The sequence below is a fragment of the Sphingopyxis sp. GW247-27LB genome (assembly GCF_002277025.1).
Classification (GTDB): domain Bacteria; phylum Pseudomonadota; class Alphaproteobacteria; order Sphingomonadales; family Sphingomonadaceae; genus Sphingopyxis.
Window position 1 is genome coordinate 127,413 of the sequence record NZ_NIWD01000015.1, and the last position, 13,702, is coordinate 141,114.

Genomic DNA, 13,702 nt, shown 5'->3' on the forward strand with positions numbered 1-13,702 from the left:
CGCATGGATGTATGACGATCTATTGCGATGAATCGGGCGGGCTCAACGCGGGGGCGATGACTTTTTCCGCGGTGATGCTGACCCCCGAGGCCGCGGCGTCGATTCACGCGCGCTTCCGCGCCGTCACCGGGCTTCGCGGCGAACTCAAGGGCAGCCGGATCAGTCTGACCGAGCGCGCCTATCTGCTCGAACTCTTCGACCGCGCCGGCGGCCGCGCCTGGGTCGCGGTGGCGGAAAGCACCAAGCTCCACCCTAACGCGAACGGCACCGCGCCGACCGACCTCGCGCTCTATGCCGCGTTGCTCGACACCGCCGTCGGCCGCTGGCTGCCCGAGACGGGCGGCGTATGCACCGACGTCGTGATCGACGACGGCCGCTATGACCCGGCGATCCTCGCCCGCGTCCGCGACACGATCCAGACCGGCCTCGCCGGCTGGGGCCGCGCCTCGCTCGCCGACAGCCGTCGCAGCGACGGGGTGCAGATCGCCGACGTCGTCGCGAACAGCCTCTACAATATAACCGTGCATTCGGCGCGCGCGCGCCGCATCGGCATCATCCTAGAACCGATGCTCGCCTCGAAGGCGATCCGCATCGCCGAATTGACGGCGCTACCCTGACCTTGCCGAAGGCCGGTGGGCCCATTCAGTGCACATGCCGCAGCTTGTCGGGGTTGCGCATCACATAGATGGCGGTGACCTTGCCCTCCTCGATCTCGAGCGCGGTGGTCTGAAGCTCCCCGTCGGCTTCGCGCGTGACGAAGCCCGGGAGGCCGTTGATCGTTCCGGTGTGGACGAGGGTCGAGCCGTATTTGCCGAACAACACCGCAAGGCTGCGATGCAGCTTCATCACGATATCGAAGCCGAGCACCGGCTCCATCGCCGCGGGGCGCTTGCCGCCGCCGTCGGACCACATGCCGACATCGGCGGCAAGCAGCGCGCCGAGCGCGCCCATGTCGCCGCTGCGCGAGGCCGCAAAGAAGGCGTTGGCGATTTCGAGGCCCTGTTCCTTTTCGAGCTTGTAGCGCGGACGCGCCTCGCGGACGTGGGTGCGGGCGCGCGCCGCGAGCTGGCGCGTCGCGGCGGCATCGCGGCCGATCGTCGTCGCGACCTCGTCGAAGCCCACGCCGAACACGTCGTGCAACAGAAAGGCGGCGCGTTCGAGCGGGGAGAGCCGTTCGAGCGCGAGCATCAGCGGCAGGGTAACGTCATCCTCTTCCTCCTCCTCGACCAGCGGGTCGGGAAGCCAGGGGCCGATATAGGTCTCGCGCGTGCGCCGCGCCGACTTCAATTGATCGAGGCAAAGCCGCGTCACGGTGCGTCGCAGGAAGGCGGCAGGCTCGTTCACCGCATCGCGGTCGGCGGCGAGCCAGCGGAGAAAGGCGTCCTGCACCACATCCTCGGCATCGGCGACCGAGCCGAGCATGCGGTAGGCGACGCGGGTGAGCAGCGGACGCAGCGGGTCGAAACTCGCCGCCGCGTCCGCCGGATCAGGGGCGCCCTGCGGCGCCATCAGGCGGCTTTCGCCGGCACGCCGCCTTCGTACCAGAGGTCGAAGCCCACCGCGATGCGGTTCCAGCCATTGATGACGTTGATCATCACGGTCAGGTTCATCTGCTCCTCCGCGGTGAAATGCTCGTCGAGAGCGGCGCGCGCTTCGACCTGTGTGTGCCCTTGCGACAGGCGGGTCAAGGCATCGGTCCAGCCGAGCGCGGCACGCTCGCGCGGGGTGTAGACCGGCGCTTCGTGCCAGGCGGCGAGCAGGTAGATACGCTGCTCGGTTTCGCCGTGCGCGCGGGCGTCGGCAGTGTGCATGTTGATGCAGTTGGCGCAGCCGTTGAGGATCGACGAGCGGATCTTCACCAGCTCGATCAGACTTTTTTCGAGGCTCTTCTCCGCCGCGAGGCTGACCGCCATCCATTGCTTCATCAGCTGGGGCGAGGCGGCGAAGGGATCGGTAACCTTGGTCATATCGTGTCTCCTTGGCTTGGGTTGTACAAGCATGACGAGACAGCGGCAGCGGATGTGACATGCGGCGCGAGAAAAATGAAATGCCCGCCCCTATTTTCTTGCAGTGCGAAGCCAAGTCACTGGAAACGCATCGTTTCGGATAATGCGCTTTGACGGGCTCGAAAGCTGCATTAGCATCGCTCCGTCTTTCGACAGGAGGGGAAGGATCATGAAGTTTCTCGATGGTTTCGGCGAACAGGCCTACGCGTTGCTGCGTATCGTCGCGGGCCTGCTGTTCATGGCGCATGGGGTGCAGAAGTATTTCAATTTCCCGACCGATTTTCCGATGCCGCTCAACCCGATGCTGCACGCCGCAGGGGCGATCGAACTGGTCGCGGGCGGCCTGATCGTCCTCGGCCTCTTCACCCGCCCCGCGGCCTTCGTCGCCAGCGGTATGGCGGCGGTCGGGTACTGGATGGTGCACGGCAGCCAGGGTCTCTATCCGATCGCCAACGGCGGCGAGACGATCGTGCTTTACTGCTTTCTCTTCCTGTTCATCGCGACGCGCGGCGCCGGAATCTGGAGCGTCGACGGCGCGCGCTCGAAGCCAGCCTGAAAAATAGGGGGCGGCTCTTTCGAGCCGCCCCCAGTTGCGGGCTTCACATGGTGAAGTCGGTCAGAGCTTGCGCGTGTTGGTTTCGATCAGCTTCTTCGCCTCGGCGATCGCCTTGGCGGTCGTCAGCTTGCCATCCTGGACCTCGTCGGCCATCTCAAGCAGACGGCCGCTGATCACAGTGCCGGTATCGGCCTTTTCCTCGATCGCGATACCGCCCTTTGTCGCGGCGACGCGATCCCATTCGGCGCGCACCGCGGCCCAATAATCCTTCGTCGCGGCCCAATAATCGTCGGCCGCCTTCACGTCATACTGGTCGTGCTTGATATAGGTGTTGAGAACATATTCCTGGACGATCGGGACGAGCTTCCCATCCTTGATCCCCATCTTGGTATTGTCCTGCCAGTGGATCCAGCCATCGGGCGTCGGCTGGTGGCGGTTGATCGAATAATAGCGGTCGTAGACGGGATTGCGGACGGCGTCGCGGCGCGCGAGCGGGCGCCAGGTCCAGTTGGAGCGCCAGCGGCGGATGCCGGCCTGCGTCTCGAACTGGCCCCAGCCGCCGTAGCGCGGGCTATCGTCGACCTGATACACCGTCTGCGACCAGCGGCCGGTGCGCATCTTTTCGGGGACGTCTTCCCATGTCCACTGATTGCGATCCGAGTAGACCAGCACCCTGGCCGGTTCATATTCCCAATCCTGCCGCCAATGCTTGATGACGAAGCTCTCGCCATCGTCGCCGGTGATGACGAGCATGTGCTGGAGCACGATCTTGCGCCCCGTGTCCTCTATCACGCGGACGACCTCGTTGCCGCCCGACCTTTTGGGCTCGAGCACTTCGTAATCGGGGTCCCAGCGCGTCGATTCCTGCATGTTGAAGCCGACGTGATAATTGCCCGCCATCGCGAGGATGTCGGCGCGGTCCTGTTCGAACTGCGCGGCCGCCTGCGCGGCGGCGATCGGCGGATGCGCCGATGCTGCGAAGGGCAGCGCGGCGGTGAGCAGCAGCGCGGCGGCGATCGAGCGAAAGCGGGTCATGGGCAGTCCTTTTTGGTCAGAAGCGGAAGCTGAGCGAGACGCTCGCGTTGCGGCCAGGCTGGGTGTAGGCGTCGGTCACCGTCGAAGTCGACGCAAGGCCGCGCACGTCGCTCCACCAGGCATATTTCTCGTCGAGGATGTTGAAGACGCCGGCGCGCAGCGTCAGTCCCTCGACCAGCCGCACGAAGGCGGTCGCGTCGAGGATGGTGAAGCCGTCCGGCCGGAAGCATTCGGGGCTGCACAGGCCATCGGTTCGCGATGCTTCCTTGCGCGCGCTGTGCGTCATGATGATCTGGCCGCCGAAGCGCCCGCTCGTCGGCTCGCGCCAGCCGACGCCGGCGACGAGCTTCAGCGGATCGATCGTCGCCAGCGGCACCCGGCTGCCGTCGGGCAATATCTCGCTGCCCTTCGCATAGGATAGGGCGAGCGTCGTATATAGGCCGGACGACGCCCGCCCCTCGAACCGCGCCTCGGCCCCCTGAACCCTGGCGCGATCGAGATTGACGAACTGATAGACGGCGGGGTCGGCGGGCGTGAAGCTGCCGCTGACCACCTCCTGGCTGATGAAATCCTTGTAGCGCGCCGTGAAGGCGGTGAGGTCGAGGCTGACATGATCGCTCGAGAAGCGGATGCCGCCCTCGAAGCTTTCGCTGCGCTCGGGTCCGAGGTCGGGGTTGGGCGCCGACGTATAACCGAAGGCGAGATTTTCGAAGAACTGGTTGACCTGTCCCGGCTCGGGTGCCTTGAAGCCGGTCGCGTAATTGGCGAACAGCCGCACCTGGTCGGTCAGTTTCCACACCGCGCCGAACTTGGGCGAGAGGCGCGATCCGTCCTGGCTAGCGCCGGAGAAAGCAGGAAGCAGCGGGTCGTTCCGCGCCGACAGATCGTACCAGTCGAAACGCAGCGCCGGATAGAGGATCAGCCGCCCGTCCGCGATCGAGATCTCGTCGCCGGCGAACAGCCCGCCGCGCGTGAAGTCGGTGGTCGGAAAGGCGCGGGTCGGAAACACCTCGCCCGCGGGCGGTACCGTGCCGTCGCGCAGCCCATTCTGGCGCGTCTTGCTGATGTCGCCGCCGAAGACGAGGCGATGCGCGAGCGGACCGGTCGCGAAATCGGCCCGCGCGTCGGCCGAGGCGCCGATGACGCGGTTCTCGAAGGTATTGAGGCGGGTGCGGTCGGCGGCCGGGGTGCGGTCTTCCTCGGTATATTGGCGATCCTCGCCATCCTGCCAGTAGAGGGCGACGCGCGCGAAATCGATCGCTCCCTCGCCTTCCCAGCTCCAGTCGAGCGAGACGCGCTTGCGTTCGCCGCTGTCGAAGCCTTCGAGCCGGTCGACCGTGCCGCTGAGCCCGGTCAGCCCGTTCGTGTAGAGATGCGTGTCGAGATATTCCCCGGTGAGGCGCAACTTGTGGCCGTTCGCGGGATCGTAAACGAGGCGCGCGAGCGCGGCGTTGGAGCGACCGTCCTGCGGGTTGGGCTCGGTGCGCGCGGCTCCGATGCCGCCGACCGTCCCCTTGTTGTCTAGTTCCTGCCAGTCGCGGTGGGTATAGGCGCCCATGATCGACCAGTCGCCGCTGCGCCCGGCGAGGATAGCGGTTTCGCTGAACTCGTCGTCGGCGCTCGCATAGGCGGCGCGGAGCAGCCCCCCGACGCTCTTTCCGTTCCCGAGAAAATCGACCGGATCGGCGGTGATGAAGCTGACCGCGCCCGCAAGACCATCGCTGCCGTAGAGTGCCGACGAGGGGCCGCGCAAGATCTCGACCGACTTGATGAGGCCGAGGTCGACATAGTCGCCGCGCCCCGCCGCCTGCGCACCGAAGCTGAAGCCGTCGGGGACACGGACGCCGTCGACCTGGATCAGCACGCGGTTGCCGCCGATGCCGCGGATGTTGAAGCTGTCGTTCCCCGCCCGCCCCGTCGCGCCGAGCGCGGCGCCGAAGCGCGCGGGCTGGCGTTGGACGCTGACACCGGGCTCGAAACGCACAAGGTCGCGGATGTCGGTGACGAGTTCGTCGGCGATCTGCTCGTCGCTCTTGACCGATATGGTGACCGGCAGGTCTTCGGCTTTTGCCGGCGTGCGCGTCGCGGTGACGACGATGCGGTTCTTGAGGCCGACCCAATATTCGCCGTCATTGTCCTGCGCGGCGGCCGGCTGGGCGATCGCGGCGAGCGCAAGGCCCAGCGCGCTGCCTGTGACGAGGCGCAGGCTGAACGGCGCACGATGGATGGTCAATTGTCTTCCCCTGCTTAATTGCGAGTGAGTCGCAATAGCGGCGCTCTAAGCAGGTCAAATCCAGGGGGTCAAGATGCTATTGAGAATCGTTCTCGAAAAATATGCTAAGCGGAAGACGGCCGTCATGCGAGCGCAGCGAAGCCATCCAGATCGGCCTGCTATGCCCTGGATCGCTTCGCGTGGTTCATCCTGAGCGCCTGCAAGGCTGTCGAAGGGCTCGCAATGAGGTTATGGGATCGCGCCGCGCGCTAGGCCCCCGGCCCTTCATAGGCTTCGACGATCCGCCCGACGATCGGGTGGCGGACGACGTCGGCGGCGGTAAAGCGGCTGACGTTGATGCCTTCGACGCCTTCGAGCCGCGCGACCGCGTCGGCGAGGCCCGACGTGGCCGGGAGCGGCAGGTCGACCTGCTTGGGGTCGCCGCAGATCACCATGCGGCTGTTCATGCCAAAGCGGGTGAGGAACATCTTCATCTGCGGGATCGTCGTGTTCTGCGCTTCGTCAAGGATGATGAAGGCGTCGGCGAGAGTGCGCCCGCGCATGAAGGCCAGGGGCGCGATCTCGATCTCGCCGCTCGCGATGCGGCGCTCGACCTGCTCGGCGGGAAGGCAGTCGTGCAGTGCGTCGTAGAGCGGGCGCAGATAGGGATCGACCTTTTCCTTCATGTCGCCGGGCAGGAAGCCGAGTTTCTCGCCCGCCTCGACCGCCGGACGCGAGAGGATCAGGCGCTGGACGCTGCCGGTGATGAGTTGCGCGACCGCCTGCGCGACCGCGAGATAGGTCTTGCCCGTGCCCGCCGGGCCGAGCGCGAAGATCACCTCGTCGCGCGCGAGCGCCTGCATATAGGGGACCTGCGACGGCGCGCGCGGAACGATCGTCTTCTTGCGCGTGCGGATCATCACCGGCGGCGCTTCGCTGGCGTCGTGCCGGATGATGCCCGCGAGCGTCGGCTGCGCCGACATCGCGATCACCCCGTCGACGAGCCCTGCGTCGACCTCCTGCCCCTGTTCGATGCGGTTGTAGAGTTCGGTGAGCACGTCACGCGCGCGCGCCGCGGCTTCCGCTTCGCCCTCGATCTGCACGCGGTTGCCACGCGCCGAGATATAGACGCCGAGGCGGTTCTCGATCGCGACAAGATTGCGGTCGAACTCGCCGAAGAGGATGCCCAAGAGCTGCGTTCGCTCGAATTCCGCGGTCAGTCGGACGCGGTCGCCGGGTTCGGCGGGAGTTGCGGCGGTCAGCGGGCGTTTGGACATCAAGCCTCCTGCAATTGGCGCAGAATCGCGCCCAGACTGTTCGGACCTGCCGAAGTGATTTCGACATCGACCATATCGCCGATCACGAGCCCCGGCGCGGTGAGGTGCACCGACTGGAGCCAGGGCGACTTGCCGATGAGCTGCCCCTCATGCTTGCCCTTGCGCTCGAGAAGCAGGCGCGTCGTCCGACCGACGGTCGCCTCGTTGAACGCCTGCTGCTGCTCGTTGAGCAGCGCCTGAAGTCGCTGCAGGCGGTCGTTCATTACCGCCTCGTCGACCTGATCCTCCATCGACGCCGCGGGCGTGCCGGGCCGGCGCGAATATTTGAAGCTGTACGCCATCGCGTAGCGTGTCGCGCGGACGATATCGAGCGTCGCCTGGAAATCGGCTTCGGTCTCGCCCGGAAAGCCGACGATGAAGTCGCCCGAGATCGCGATGTCGGGACGCACGGCGCGGGCGCGCTCGATGACGCGCAGATAGGATTCGACGCTGTGGCTGCGGTTCATCGCGGCGAGGATGCGGTCGCTGCCCGCCTGCACCGGCAGGTGGAGGAAGGGCATCAGCTTGTCGACCTCGCCATGCGCGGCGATCAGCCCCTCGGTCATGTCGTTGGGGTGACTGGTCGTGTAGCGGATGCGTTCGAGGCCGTCCTCCGACGCCAGCGCGCGGATCAGACCGTCGAGGCCGATCGCCCTCCCCCGCTCATCCTCGCCGTCCCAGGCGTTGACGTTCTGCCCCAGCAGGGTGATCTCGCGCACGCCCCCGGCAACCAAGGCACGCGCCTCGGCGATCAGGTCGGCGAACGGCCGGCTCGTCTCGGCGCCGCGCGTATAGGGAACGACGCAATAGGTGCAGAATTTGTCGCAGCCTTCCTGCACGGTCAGGAAAGCGGTCGGACGCCGGTTGCCGCTGCGCTTCGGCAGCGCGCCGAACTTGCTGATCGCGGGCATGTCGAGGTCGACCGCCTTCTCGCCCCTTTCGGCGCGCGCGATCAGTTCGGGCAGGCGATGATAGGCCTGCGGGCCGACGACGACATCGACGCTCGGCGCGCGACGCGCGATCTCGGCACCCTCGGCCTGCGCAACGCAGCCCGCGACGGCGATCGTCGGGGTGCTGCCGTCTTCGCGCTTCAGCCGGCCGATGTCCGAATAGACCTTCTCCGCCGCTTTCTCGCGGATGTGGCAGGTATTGAGCACGACGAGGTCGGCGTCGGCGCCCTCGGCCGCGGGCGCATAACCTTGCGCCCCCAGCATCTCCGCCATGCGCTCACCGTCATAGACGTTCATCTGGCAACCGAAGGATTTGACGTGAAAAGTCTTTGGAGAGTCGGATTTCATCGGGGGGCTATAGGCGATAGCGCGCGGTCGCGGAAGAGCGCGCCACCTCTTCCATCCGCGCCGCGATCGCCGCGCGCACGGCTTCGGCCAGCGCCTTGCGGTCGGCCTCCACCGCGTCGGGCAGCGGGTCGAGATAGTGGATGGTCAGCGGGATCGGGCGCTTGCGCGCGAGCAGCCGCTTGAAATTGTCGAGCCCGGACTCGGGGTCGAGCCAGGCGATATCCGGCGCCTCCTCGCCATAATCGAGGAAGACCGGCTGGACCCGCAGCCGCGGCGGCGTCGGAATCACCGCCTGGAGCAGCGAGGCGCGGAAGGGCAGAAGCCCGTCGCCGGGGCCGGTCGTACCTTCGGGAAACAGCGTCACCGGGCGCCCGCGCGCAAGCGCGCTCCGGAGCTCGTTCGTCTGATTGTGGATCTCGCGCTTCGCCTCGCGCTGGACATAGATGGTGCGGTTCTGGTCGGCGAGCCAGCCGACGAGCGGGGTCGTCTCGACCTCCGCCTTCGACACGAAGGCCGAGCGCGCCGCGCCGCCGAGCGCGAGAATATCGAGCCAGCTCACATGGTTGGAGACGAACAATACGTCGCGCCGCAGCCGCGTGCCGGTGGTGCGGACGCGCAGTCCCGCGATCCAGCCGGCGGCGTTGAGGAAGGCCATGACCATCGGCGACGGGCGGCCAACGGCGCGATAGCAAAGATGCGGAACGATCAGGAACAGCAGCGCCAGCACCATCGCGGCGAGGCGCAGCACCGAACGCCAGGTGATCGGAGCGCGATCAGTCGCGCTTGCGATCGAGGGAGACACCATAAAGTTCCATGCGGTGGTCGACGAGGCGGAATCCCAGCCGTTCGGCGATCACCTTCTGCAGCGCCTCGAGCTCGGGATCGACGAATTCGATCACCTTGCCCGTTTCGACATCGATCAGATGGTCGTGATGCGCCTCGGGCGCCGCTTCGTAGCGCGAGCGGCCGTCGCCGAAATCGTGGCGGTCGAGGATGCCCGCCTCTTCGAACAGGCGGACGGTGCGGTAGACGGTGGCGATCGAAATGCCACTGTCGACCTTCGATGCGCGTTCATAGAGCGTCTCGACGTCGGGGTGATCCTCCGAATCCGAAATGACGCGCGCAATGATGCGGCGCTGCTCGGTGATGCGCAGCCCCTTCTCGTGGCACAGCGCTTCAAGATCGATCGTACCGGACATGCGGGCCTTTCCTGCAAGACGCAGTCATGTTTCTTCTTATGCACATTGTATAGGGTCGCGCCGGGAATAGGACAAGGGCGGCGCCGACGCGGCACCGCCCCTTCCCGTTCCCCGCAAGGGGAACCGTCAACGAAAGATTTCAAGCCTTCCGGCGCTTGCGCCCGCCGCCACGGCCCTTGGTGCCGAGACCGATTTCCTTCGCCAGCGCGCGGCGCTTTTCGGCGTAATTGGGGGCAACCATCGGATAGTCCGCGGGCAGGCCCCATTTCGCGCGATAATCGTCGGGCGTCATCTCGTAGTGCGTCATTAAGTGGCGGCGCAGCATCTTCAGCTTCTTGCCGTCCTCGAGGCAGACGATGTAGTCGGGCTTCACCGACGCGCGGATCGACACGGCGGGAACCGGCTTCTCCTCGGGCACGGCCTGGCTGCCCAGCCCCGACAGCGCCGCGTGGACATTGTTGATCAGCATCGCGAGGTCGGAAATCGCGACGCTGTTGTTGCTGACATGCGCGGCGACGATATCGGCCGTCAAGGTGACGAGCATTTCGTTGGTATCGGTTTGGTCCGACATGGGGGCGATTCCTTATCTATTCATCCCAGAAGAATGGACGGCGAATGGTCCTATATTTCTTCGTCCACAGCTATTCATGCCATTTTGGTGACAACGCCGCAATGAAAGATCATTTGGTTACGAAGCGTTTGCGCTGCGTCGCATCGTAATCGCGTCGCGAATCACCCCGTCGCCGCCGCGATAATAAGCGGGCCGACGCCCGCATTCGGAAAAACCCGCTTCCCGGTACAGACGAGCGGCCGAATTGTCGGCGCGCATCTCGAGGAAATAATCCTCGGCGCCCTCCCGCGCGGCCCATGCCTGCCAGTCGTCGATCAGCCGCCGCCCGACCCCGCGACCGCGCCAGAGCGGGTTCACCGCGAGAAGCAGCAATTCGCTTTCGGGTCCGGCGACCCGCGCCGCGGAAAAGCCGCACGGCCGGTCGCCCTCGCGCGCGAGACAGACGCGCGCCGAGGGCAGCGCGAACAGGGTCAGCAATTGCGCCGCGCTCCACGCCTCGCCATAGGCGGGGTCGAAGGCGGCCTCCATCACGTCCATCACAGCGCCGATATCGCTGACGCGGGCCGTGGCGAAGTGGATGGGGTCGCTCATGCCGCGGTCATCGGCTTGGCGTCAGGCGCGCGGCCGTAAATCGGGCTCGGGTCGGCAAACAGCGCGGCTGTCGGCAGCGCCGCGAAGGCGCGCGCGTCGGGAAGCGCGGCCAGGGCGCGGCCGCTTCCGCGACGGGCGACGAATGCTTCCGCGCGGTTGCCGATAACGACTGGATCTTCGAGTTCCACCGCCTCGTCGGGTAGAAGCGAGCGCATCGCGGCAGCAGGCGACAGATCCGCGGCAAAGGGCTGGACGAACCACTGCCCGTGCCCGCCCTCCATCACGATGAGTCCGCCACCCGCCTCGGCCAGTTCGGCCGCGGCACCCGCCGCGACGAGCGCGAGGGTCGAGAATCCCTGCACGGGAACCTTCCACCCGAGCGCGAGCGCGCGTGCCGCCGCGACGCCGATCCGCACCCCGGCAAAACTGCCGGGCCCGCAGCCGACCGCGATGGCGTCGGCGCGTCCCCCTCGCTTCAATTCGGCGATCAGCGGGACCAGCCGCTCGGCATGCCCGCGGCCGATCGCCTCGTGGCGGAAATCGACAAGCGCCGAATCATCGAACAGCGCCACCGAACAGGCTTCGCTCGCCGAATCGATGACCAGTCGCAGCATCGCGGCGCGCCCGGACGATCAGGCGATGCGGTTGAAACGGCCGAAGTTCGGCCGCGGGCTGCGTTCGAAAATCGTCGCGGGATCGCCATAGCCGAGCGTCGAGATGAAATTGCTCTTCACATTGGGCTCGTCGGCGAAGAAGGCCTGGTCGACCGCCGCATTGTCGAAGCCCGACATCGGCCCCGTGTCGAGGCCCAGCGCCCGCGCGGCGAGGATGAAATAGGCGCCCTGCAGGCTCGAGTTGCGAAAGGCGGTGGTCTGCGCGTGGGGTTCGTTGCCCGCGAACCAGCTCCGCGCATCGGTGTGCGGAAAGAATTCGGGCAAATGCTCGTAGAATTCATTGTCCATCGCGATGATCGCGGTGACCGGCGCCTTCAATATCTTCTCGCCGTTCGCGGGCATCGACAGTGCGGCGAGCTTCGCCTTCGCCTCGCCGGACACGCACCAGACGATCCGCGCCGGCAGGCTGTTGGCGCTCGTCGGGCCATATTTCATCAGGTCCCAGATCGCGCGCAGCTGATCGTCCGACACCGGCCGGTCGACATAGCCATTATAGGTGCGCGCGGTGCGAAACAGCTGGTCGAGAGCGCTATCGGAAAGCGGCTCGCTCATCGGGGCATTCTCCTGTCGGGATGGCGTCAGACGGCGTGAACGGCCGTCACTTCGGGAACATAATGTTTGAGCAGCGATTCGATGCCGTTCTTCAGCGTCGCGGTCGACGAGGGGCAGCCCGAGCAGGCGCCCTGCATCTTCAGATACACATTGCCCTTGTCGAAACCGCGATAGATGATGTCGCCGCCGTCGTTCGCGACCGCGGGGCGGACGCGCGTTTCGATGAGTTCCTTGATCTGCTCGATGATGTCGGCGTCGGCGGGATCGTCGGCGAAACCGCCCTCCCCTTCCTCCGCGGGAACCGAGAAACCCGCGCTCGCCGGATGGAACAGCGGCATCCGGGCGAGGAAATGATCCATGACGATGCCGAGGACGTCGGGCTTCACATCGGCCCATTCGGCGCCCGGCGCGATCGTCACCGAAATGAAGTCGCGGCCGAAGAACACGCCCGTCACGTCGCCGAGCGCGAAGAGCGCGGTGGCGAGCGGCGAGGCGGCGGCCTCTTCGGGGCTCGCAAAATCGCGGGTTCCCGCCTCCATCACCGCCTGTCCGGGCAGGAATTTGAGCGTCGCGGGATTGGGCGTCGATTCGGTTTCGATCAGCATGGGCTGCATGTGGGACTCATTCGCGCTTTGTGCAAGGTGACACACATGCGCTAGGGCGCGGCGATGCGCCGTTTCACCCATTTCGCCGCTCTCGACTGGTCGGGCGCCCGCGGCGAGCGCCAGCGCGGCATCGCGCTCGCGGTGGCGAGCGGGGCCGGCGCGCCCGCGCTGGTCCGGCCGGGGCATGTCTGGTCGCGCGCCGAGATACTCGGTTGGCTGGAGGATGTCGCGGCAGCGGGCGCCGACATGCTGATCGGCTTCGATTTCTCGGCCGCCTTCGCCTTCGCCGATCGTGCGGCCTATTTTCCCGAATGGCGCGACAGCCCCCCGGACATCCGCGCGCTGTGGGCACTGGTCGAACGGCTCGCCGCGGGCGATCCGCATTTCGAGGCTGGCGCCTTCCTCGCGCATCCCGAGGCGCATCGCCATTTCCGCCACGGCGCGGGCGTCGTCGGCGACCTGTTCGAAGCCGGCGGCGGGCGGCTGCGCATCGTCGAGCAGCATCAGCGCACGACGAAACAGGCCGCGAGCGTCAGCAATTTCAACCTCGTCGGCGCGGCGCAGGTCGGCAAGGCGAGCCTTTCGGGAATGCGCCTGCTCCACCGCCTTTACGGTCGCATCCCTCTGTGGCCGCTCGATCCGGTTCCGGCGCGCGGGCCCGTGCTCGTCGAGATCTACACGAGCCTCGCGGCGCGCGCGGCGGGACTACCGCCGGGGCGCAGCAAGATCCGCGACGGCGACGCGCTCGACGCCGCGCTGATCGCGATCGGATCACGGCCCGCGCACCTTGCGGGTCCGGTCAGCGACCATGCGAGCGACGCGCTGCTCGCCGCCGCCTGGCTACGCGCGATCGCGGGCGACGCCGCGCCCTGGTCGCCCGCGCCGCTGACCGCCGCGCTCGCCGCAACCGAAGGCTGGACCTTCGGCATCATTTGACGCAAAGGGCCATCGGGAGCGCCGGCTTAGCTCAGTTGGTAGAGCAACCGCCTTGTAAGCGGTAGGTCGTCAGTTCGAGTCTGACAGCCGGCACCACATGGGCAGCGGGTCGCCGGCAACGCTTGCCGTGATTCGGTCGGCGGTGAGTCGC

The 13,702-nt window shown here is 66.6% G+C and carries 16 protein-coding genes and 1 tRNA gene; 4 read left to right on the forward strand and 13 right to left on the reverse strand.

Going from position 1 to position 13,702, the window contains the following annotated elements:
- The first annotated feature begins 11 nt into the window (after window positions 1–11).
- Window positions 12–617, forward strand: a complete 606-nt coding sequence (locus CD928_RS19750) for a DUF3800 domain-containing protein (RefSeq protein ID WP_095388812.1) — start codon at window positions 12–14, stop codon at window positions 615–617.
- Window positions 618–642: 25 nt separating this feature from the next.
- Here CD928_RS19750 and CD928_RS19755 read toward each other — a convergent pair whose 3' ends face one another.
- Together CD928_RS19755 and CD928_RS19760 are read right to left on the reverse strand one after the other, a co-directional pair.
- Window positions 643–1,509 (reverse strand): sigma-70 family RNA polymerase sigma factor, encoded by an 867-nt coding sequence (locus tag CD928_RS19755; RefSeq protein ID WP_095388813.1) that lies wholly within the window; start codon window positions 1,507–1,509, stop codon window positions 643–645.
- Window positions 1,509–1,967, reverse strand: a complete 459-nt coding sequence (locus CD928_RS19760) for a carboxymuconolactone decarboxylase family protein (protein WP_095388814.1) — start codon at window positions 1,965–1,967, stop codon at window positions 1,509–1,511. The genes CD928_RS19755 and CD928_RS19760 overlap by 1 nt, the downstream gene beginning before the upstream one ends.
- Before the next feature lie 208 nt (window positions 1,968–2,175).
- On the opposite strand from CD928_RS19760, the gene CD928_RS19765 reads away from it, so the two are divergent.
- A complete protein-coding gene (locus tag CD928_RS19765) occupies window positions 2,176–2,562 on the forward strand; it encodes a DoxX family protein (RefSeq protein ID WP_095388815.1) in 387 nt (128 codons plus the stop codon).
- 60 nt (window positions 2,563–2,622) lie between these two features.
- Here CD928_RS19765 and CD928_RS19770 read toward each other — a convergent pair whose 3' ends face one another.
- From CD928_RS19770 to CD928_RS19820, 11 genes are all read right to left on the reverse strand, one after another.
- Window positions 2,623–3,597, reverse strand: a complete 975-nt coding sequence (locus CD928_RS19770; RefSeq protein WP_095388816.1) for a DUF6607 family protein — start codon at window positions 3,595–3,597, stop codon at window positions 2,623–2,625.
- 16 nt (window positions 3,598–3,613) lie between these two features.
- On the reverse strand, window positions 3,614–5,830 hold the full coding sequence (locus CD928_RS19775) for a TonB-dependent hemoglobin/transferrin/lactoferrin family receptor (protein ID WP_255247265.1): 2,217 nt from the start codon (window positions 5,828–5,830) through the stop codon (window positions 3,614–3,616).
- A 248-nt stretch (window positions 5,831–6,078) separates the two neighbouring features.
- Window positions 6,079–7,086, reverse strand: a complete 1,008-nt coding sequence (locus tag CD928_RS19780) for a PhoH family protein (RefSeq protein ID WP_095388817.1) — start codon at window positions 7,084–7,086, stop codon at window positions 6,079–6,081.
- Window positions 7,086–8,423, reverse strand: a complete 1,338-nt coding sequence (miaB, locus tag CD928_RS19785) for a tRNA (N6-isopentenyl adenosine(37)-C2)-methylthiotransferase MiaB (RefSeq protein ID WP_095388818.1) — start codon at window positions 8,421–8,423, stop codon at window positions 7,086–7,088. Before miaB ends, CD928_RS19780 begins: the two co-directional genes overlap by 1 nt.
- A gap of 7 nt (window positions 8,424–8,430) precedes the next feature.
- On the reverse strand, window positions 8,431–9,225 hold the full coding sequence (locus CD928_RS19790) for a 1-acyl-sn-glycerol-3-phosphate acyltransferase (protein ID WP_095389072.1): 795 nt from the start codon (window positions 9,223–9,225) through the stop codon (window positions 8,431–8,433).
- The gene (locus CD928_RS19795) at window positions 9,197–9,622 is read right to left on the reverse strand and encodes a Fur family transcriptional regulator (RefSeq protein ID WP_095388819.1); all 426 of its coding nucleotides are present in this window, start codon (window positions 9,620–9,622) and stop codon (window positions 9,197–9,199) included. Before CD928_RS19795 ends, CD928_RS19790 begins: the two co-directional genes overlap by 29 nt.
- 139 nt (window positions 9,623–9,761) lie before the next feature.
- On the reverse strand, window positions 9,762–10,193 hold the full coding sequence (locus tag CD928_RS19800) for a MucR family transcriptional regulator (protein ID WP_095388820.1): 432 nt from the start codon (window positions 10,191–10,193) through the stop codon (window positions 9,762–9,764).
- 117 nt (window positions 10,194–10,310) lie between these two features.
- Window positions 10,311–10,784 carry a GNAT family N-acetyltransferase gene (locus CD928_RS19805; protein ID WP_255247266.1) on the reverse strand — a complete coding sequence of 158 codons (474 nt, stop codon included), beginning with the start codon at window positions 10,782–10,784 and terminating at the stop codon, window positions 10,311–10,313.
- Window positions 10,781–11,398 (reverse strand): tRNA (adenosine(37)-N6)-threonylcarbamoyltransferase complex dimerization subunit type 1 TsaB, encoded by a 618-nt coding sequence (gene tsaB, locus CD928_RS19810; RefSeq protein WP_095388821.1) that lies wholly within the window; start codon window positions 11,396–11,398, stop codon window positions 10,781–10,783. Before tsaB ends, CD928_RS19805 begins: the two co-directional genes overlap by 4 nt.
- A gap of 18 nt (window positions 11,399–11,416) precedes the next feature.
- The gene (locus CD928_RS19815) at window positions 11,417–12,010 is read right to left on the reverse strand and encodes a malonic semialdehyde reductase (RefSeq protein WP_095388822.1); all 594 of its coding nucleotides are present in this window, start codon (window positions 12,008–12,010) and stop codon (window positions 11,417–11,419) included.
- 26 nt (window positions 12,011–12,036) lie between these two features.
- On the reverse strand, window positions 12,037–12,615 hold the full coding sequence (locus CD928_RS19820) for a NifU family protein (RefSeq protein WP_095389074.1): 579 nt from the start codon (window positions 12,613–12,615) through the stop codon (window positions 12,037–12,039).
- Window positions 12,616–12,678: 63 nt separating this feature from the next.
- Here CD928_RS19820 and CD928_RS19825 point away from each other — a divergent pair, with 63 nt between their 5' ends.
- The gene (locus tag CD928_RS19825) at window positions 12,679–13,551 is read left to right on the forward strand and encodes a hypothetical protein (protein ID WP_095388823.1); all 873 of its coding nucleotides are present in this window, start codon (window positions 12,679–12,681) and stop codon (window positions 13,549–13,551) included.
- 20 nt (window positions 13,552–13,571) lie between these two features.
- Window positions 13,572–13,647, forward strand: a tRNA-Thr gene (locus tag CD928_RS19830).
- Window positions 13,648–13,702 lie beyond the last annotated feature (55 nt).

Coding starts and splice junctions, on each gene's coding strand:
- CD928_RS19765 (WP_095388815.1), top strand. CDS start 2,176: ATGAAGTTTCTCGATGGTTTCGGCGAACAGGCCTACGCGTTGCTGCGT.
- CD928_RS19750 (WP_095388812.1), top strand. CDS start 12: ATGACGATCTATTGCGATGAATCGGGCGGGCTCAACGCGGGGGCGATG.
- CD928_RS19760 (WP_095388814.1), bottom strand. CDS start 1,967: ATGACCAAGGTTACCGATCCCTTCGCCGCCTCGCCCCAGCTGATGAAG.
- tsaB (WP_095388821.1), bottom strand. CDS start 11,398: ATGCTGCGACTGGTCATCGATTCGGCGAGCGAAGCCTGTTCGGTGGCG.
- CD928_RS19780 (WP_095388817.1), bottom strand. CDS start 7,086: ATGTCCAAACGCCCGCTGACCGCCGCAACTCCCGCCGAACCCGGCGAC.
- miaB (WP_095388818.1), bottom strand. CDS start 8,423: ATGAAATCCGACTCTCCAAAGACTTTTCACGTCAAATCCTTCGGTTGC.
- CD928_RS19805 (WP_255247266.1), bottom strand. CDS start 10,784: ATGAGCGACCCCATCCACTTCGCCACGGCCCGCGTCAGCGATATCGGC.
- CD928_RS19795 (WP_095388819.1), bottom strand. CDS start 9,622: ATGTCCGGTACGATCGATCTTGAAGCGCTGTGCCACGAGAAGGGGCTG.
- CD928_RS19770 (WP_095388816.1), bottom strand. CDS start 3,597: ATGACCCGCTTTCGCTCGATCGCCGCCGCGCTGCTGCTCACCGCCGCG.
- CD928_RS19800 (WP_095388820.1), bottom strand. CDS start 10,193: ATGTCGGACCAAACCGATACCAACGAAATGCTCGTCACCTTGACGGCC.
- CD928_RS19815 (WP_095388822.1), bottom strand. CDS start 12,010: ATGAGCGAGCCGCTTTCCGATAGCGCTCTCGACCAGCTGTTTCGCACC.
- CD928_RS19825 (WP_095388823.1), top strand. CDS start 12,679: ATGCGCCGTTTCACCCATTTCGCCGCTCTCGACTGGTCGGGCGCCCGC.
- CD928_RS19755 (WP_095388813.1), bottom strand. CDS start 1,509: ATGGCGCCGCAGGGCGCCCCTGATCCGGCGGACGCGGCGGCGAGTTTC.
- CD928_RS19820 (WP_095389074.1), bottom strand. CDS start 12,615: ATGCTGATCGAAACCGAATCGACGCCCAATCCCGCGACGCTCAAATTC.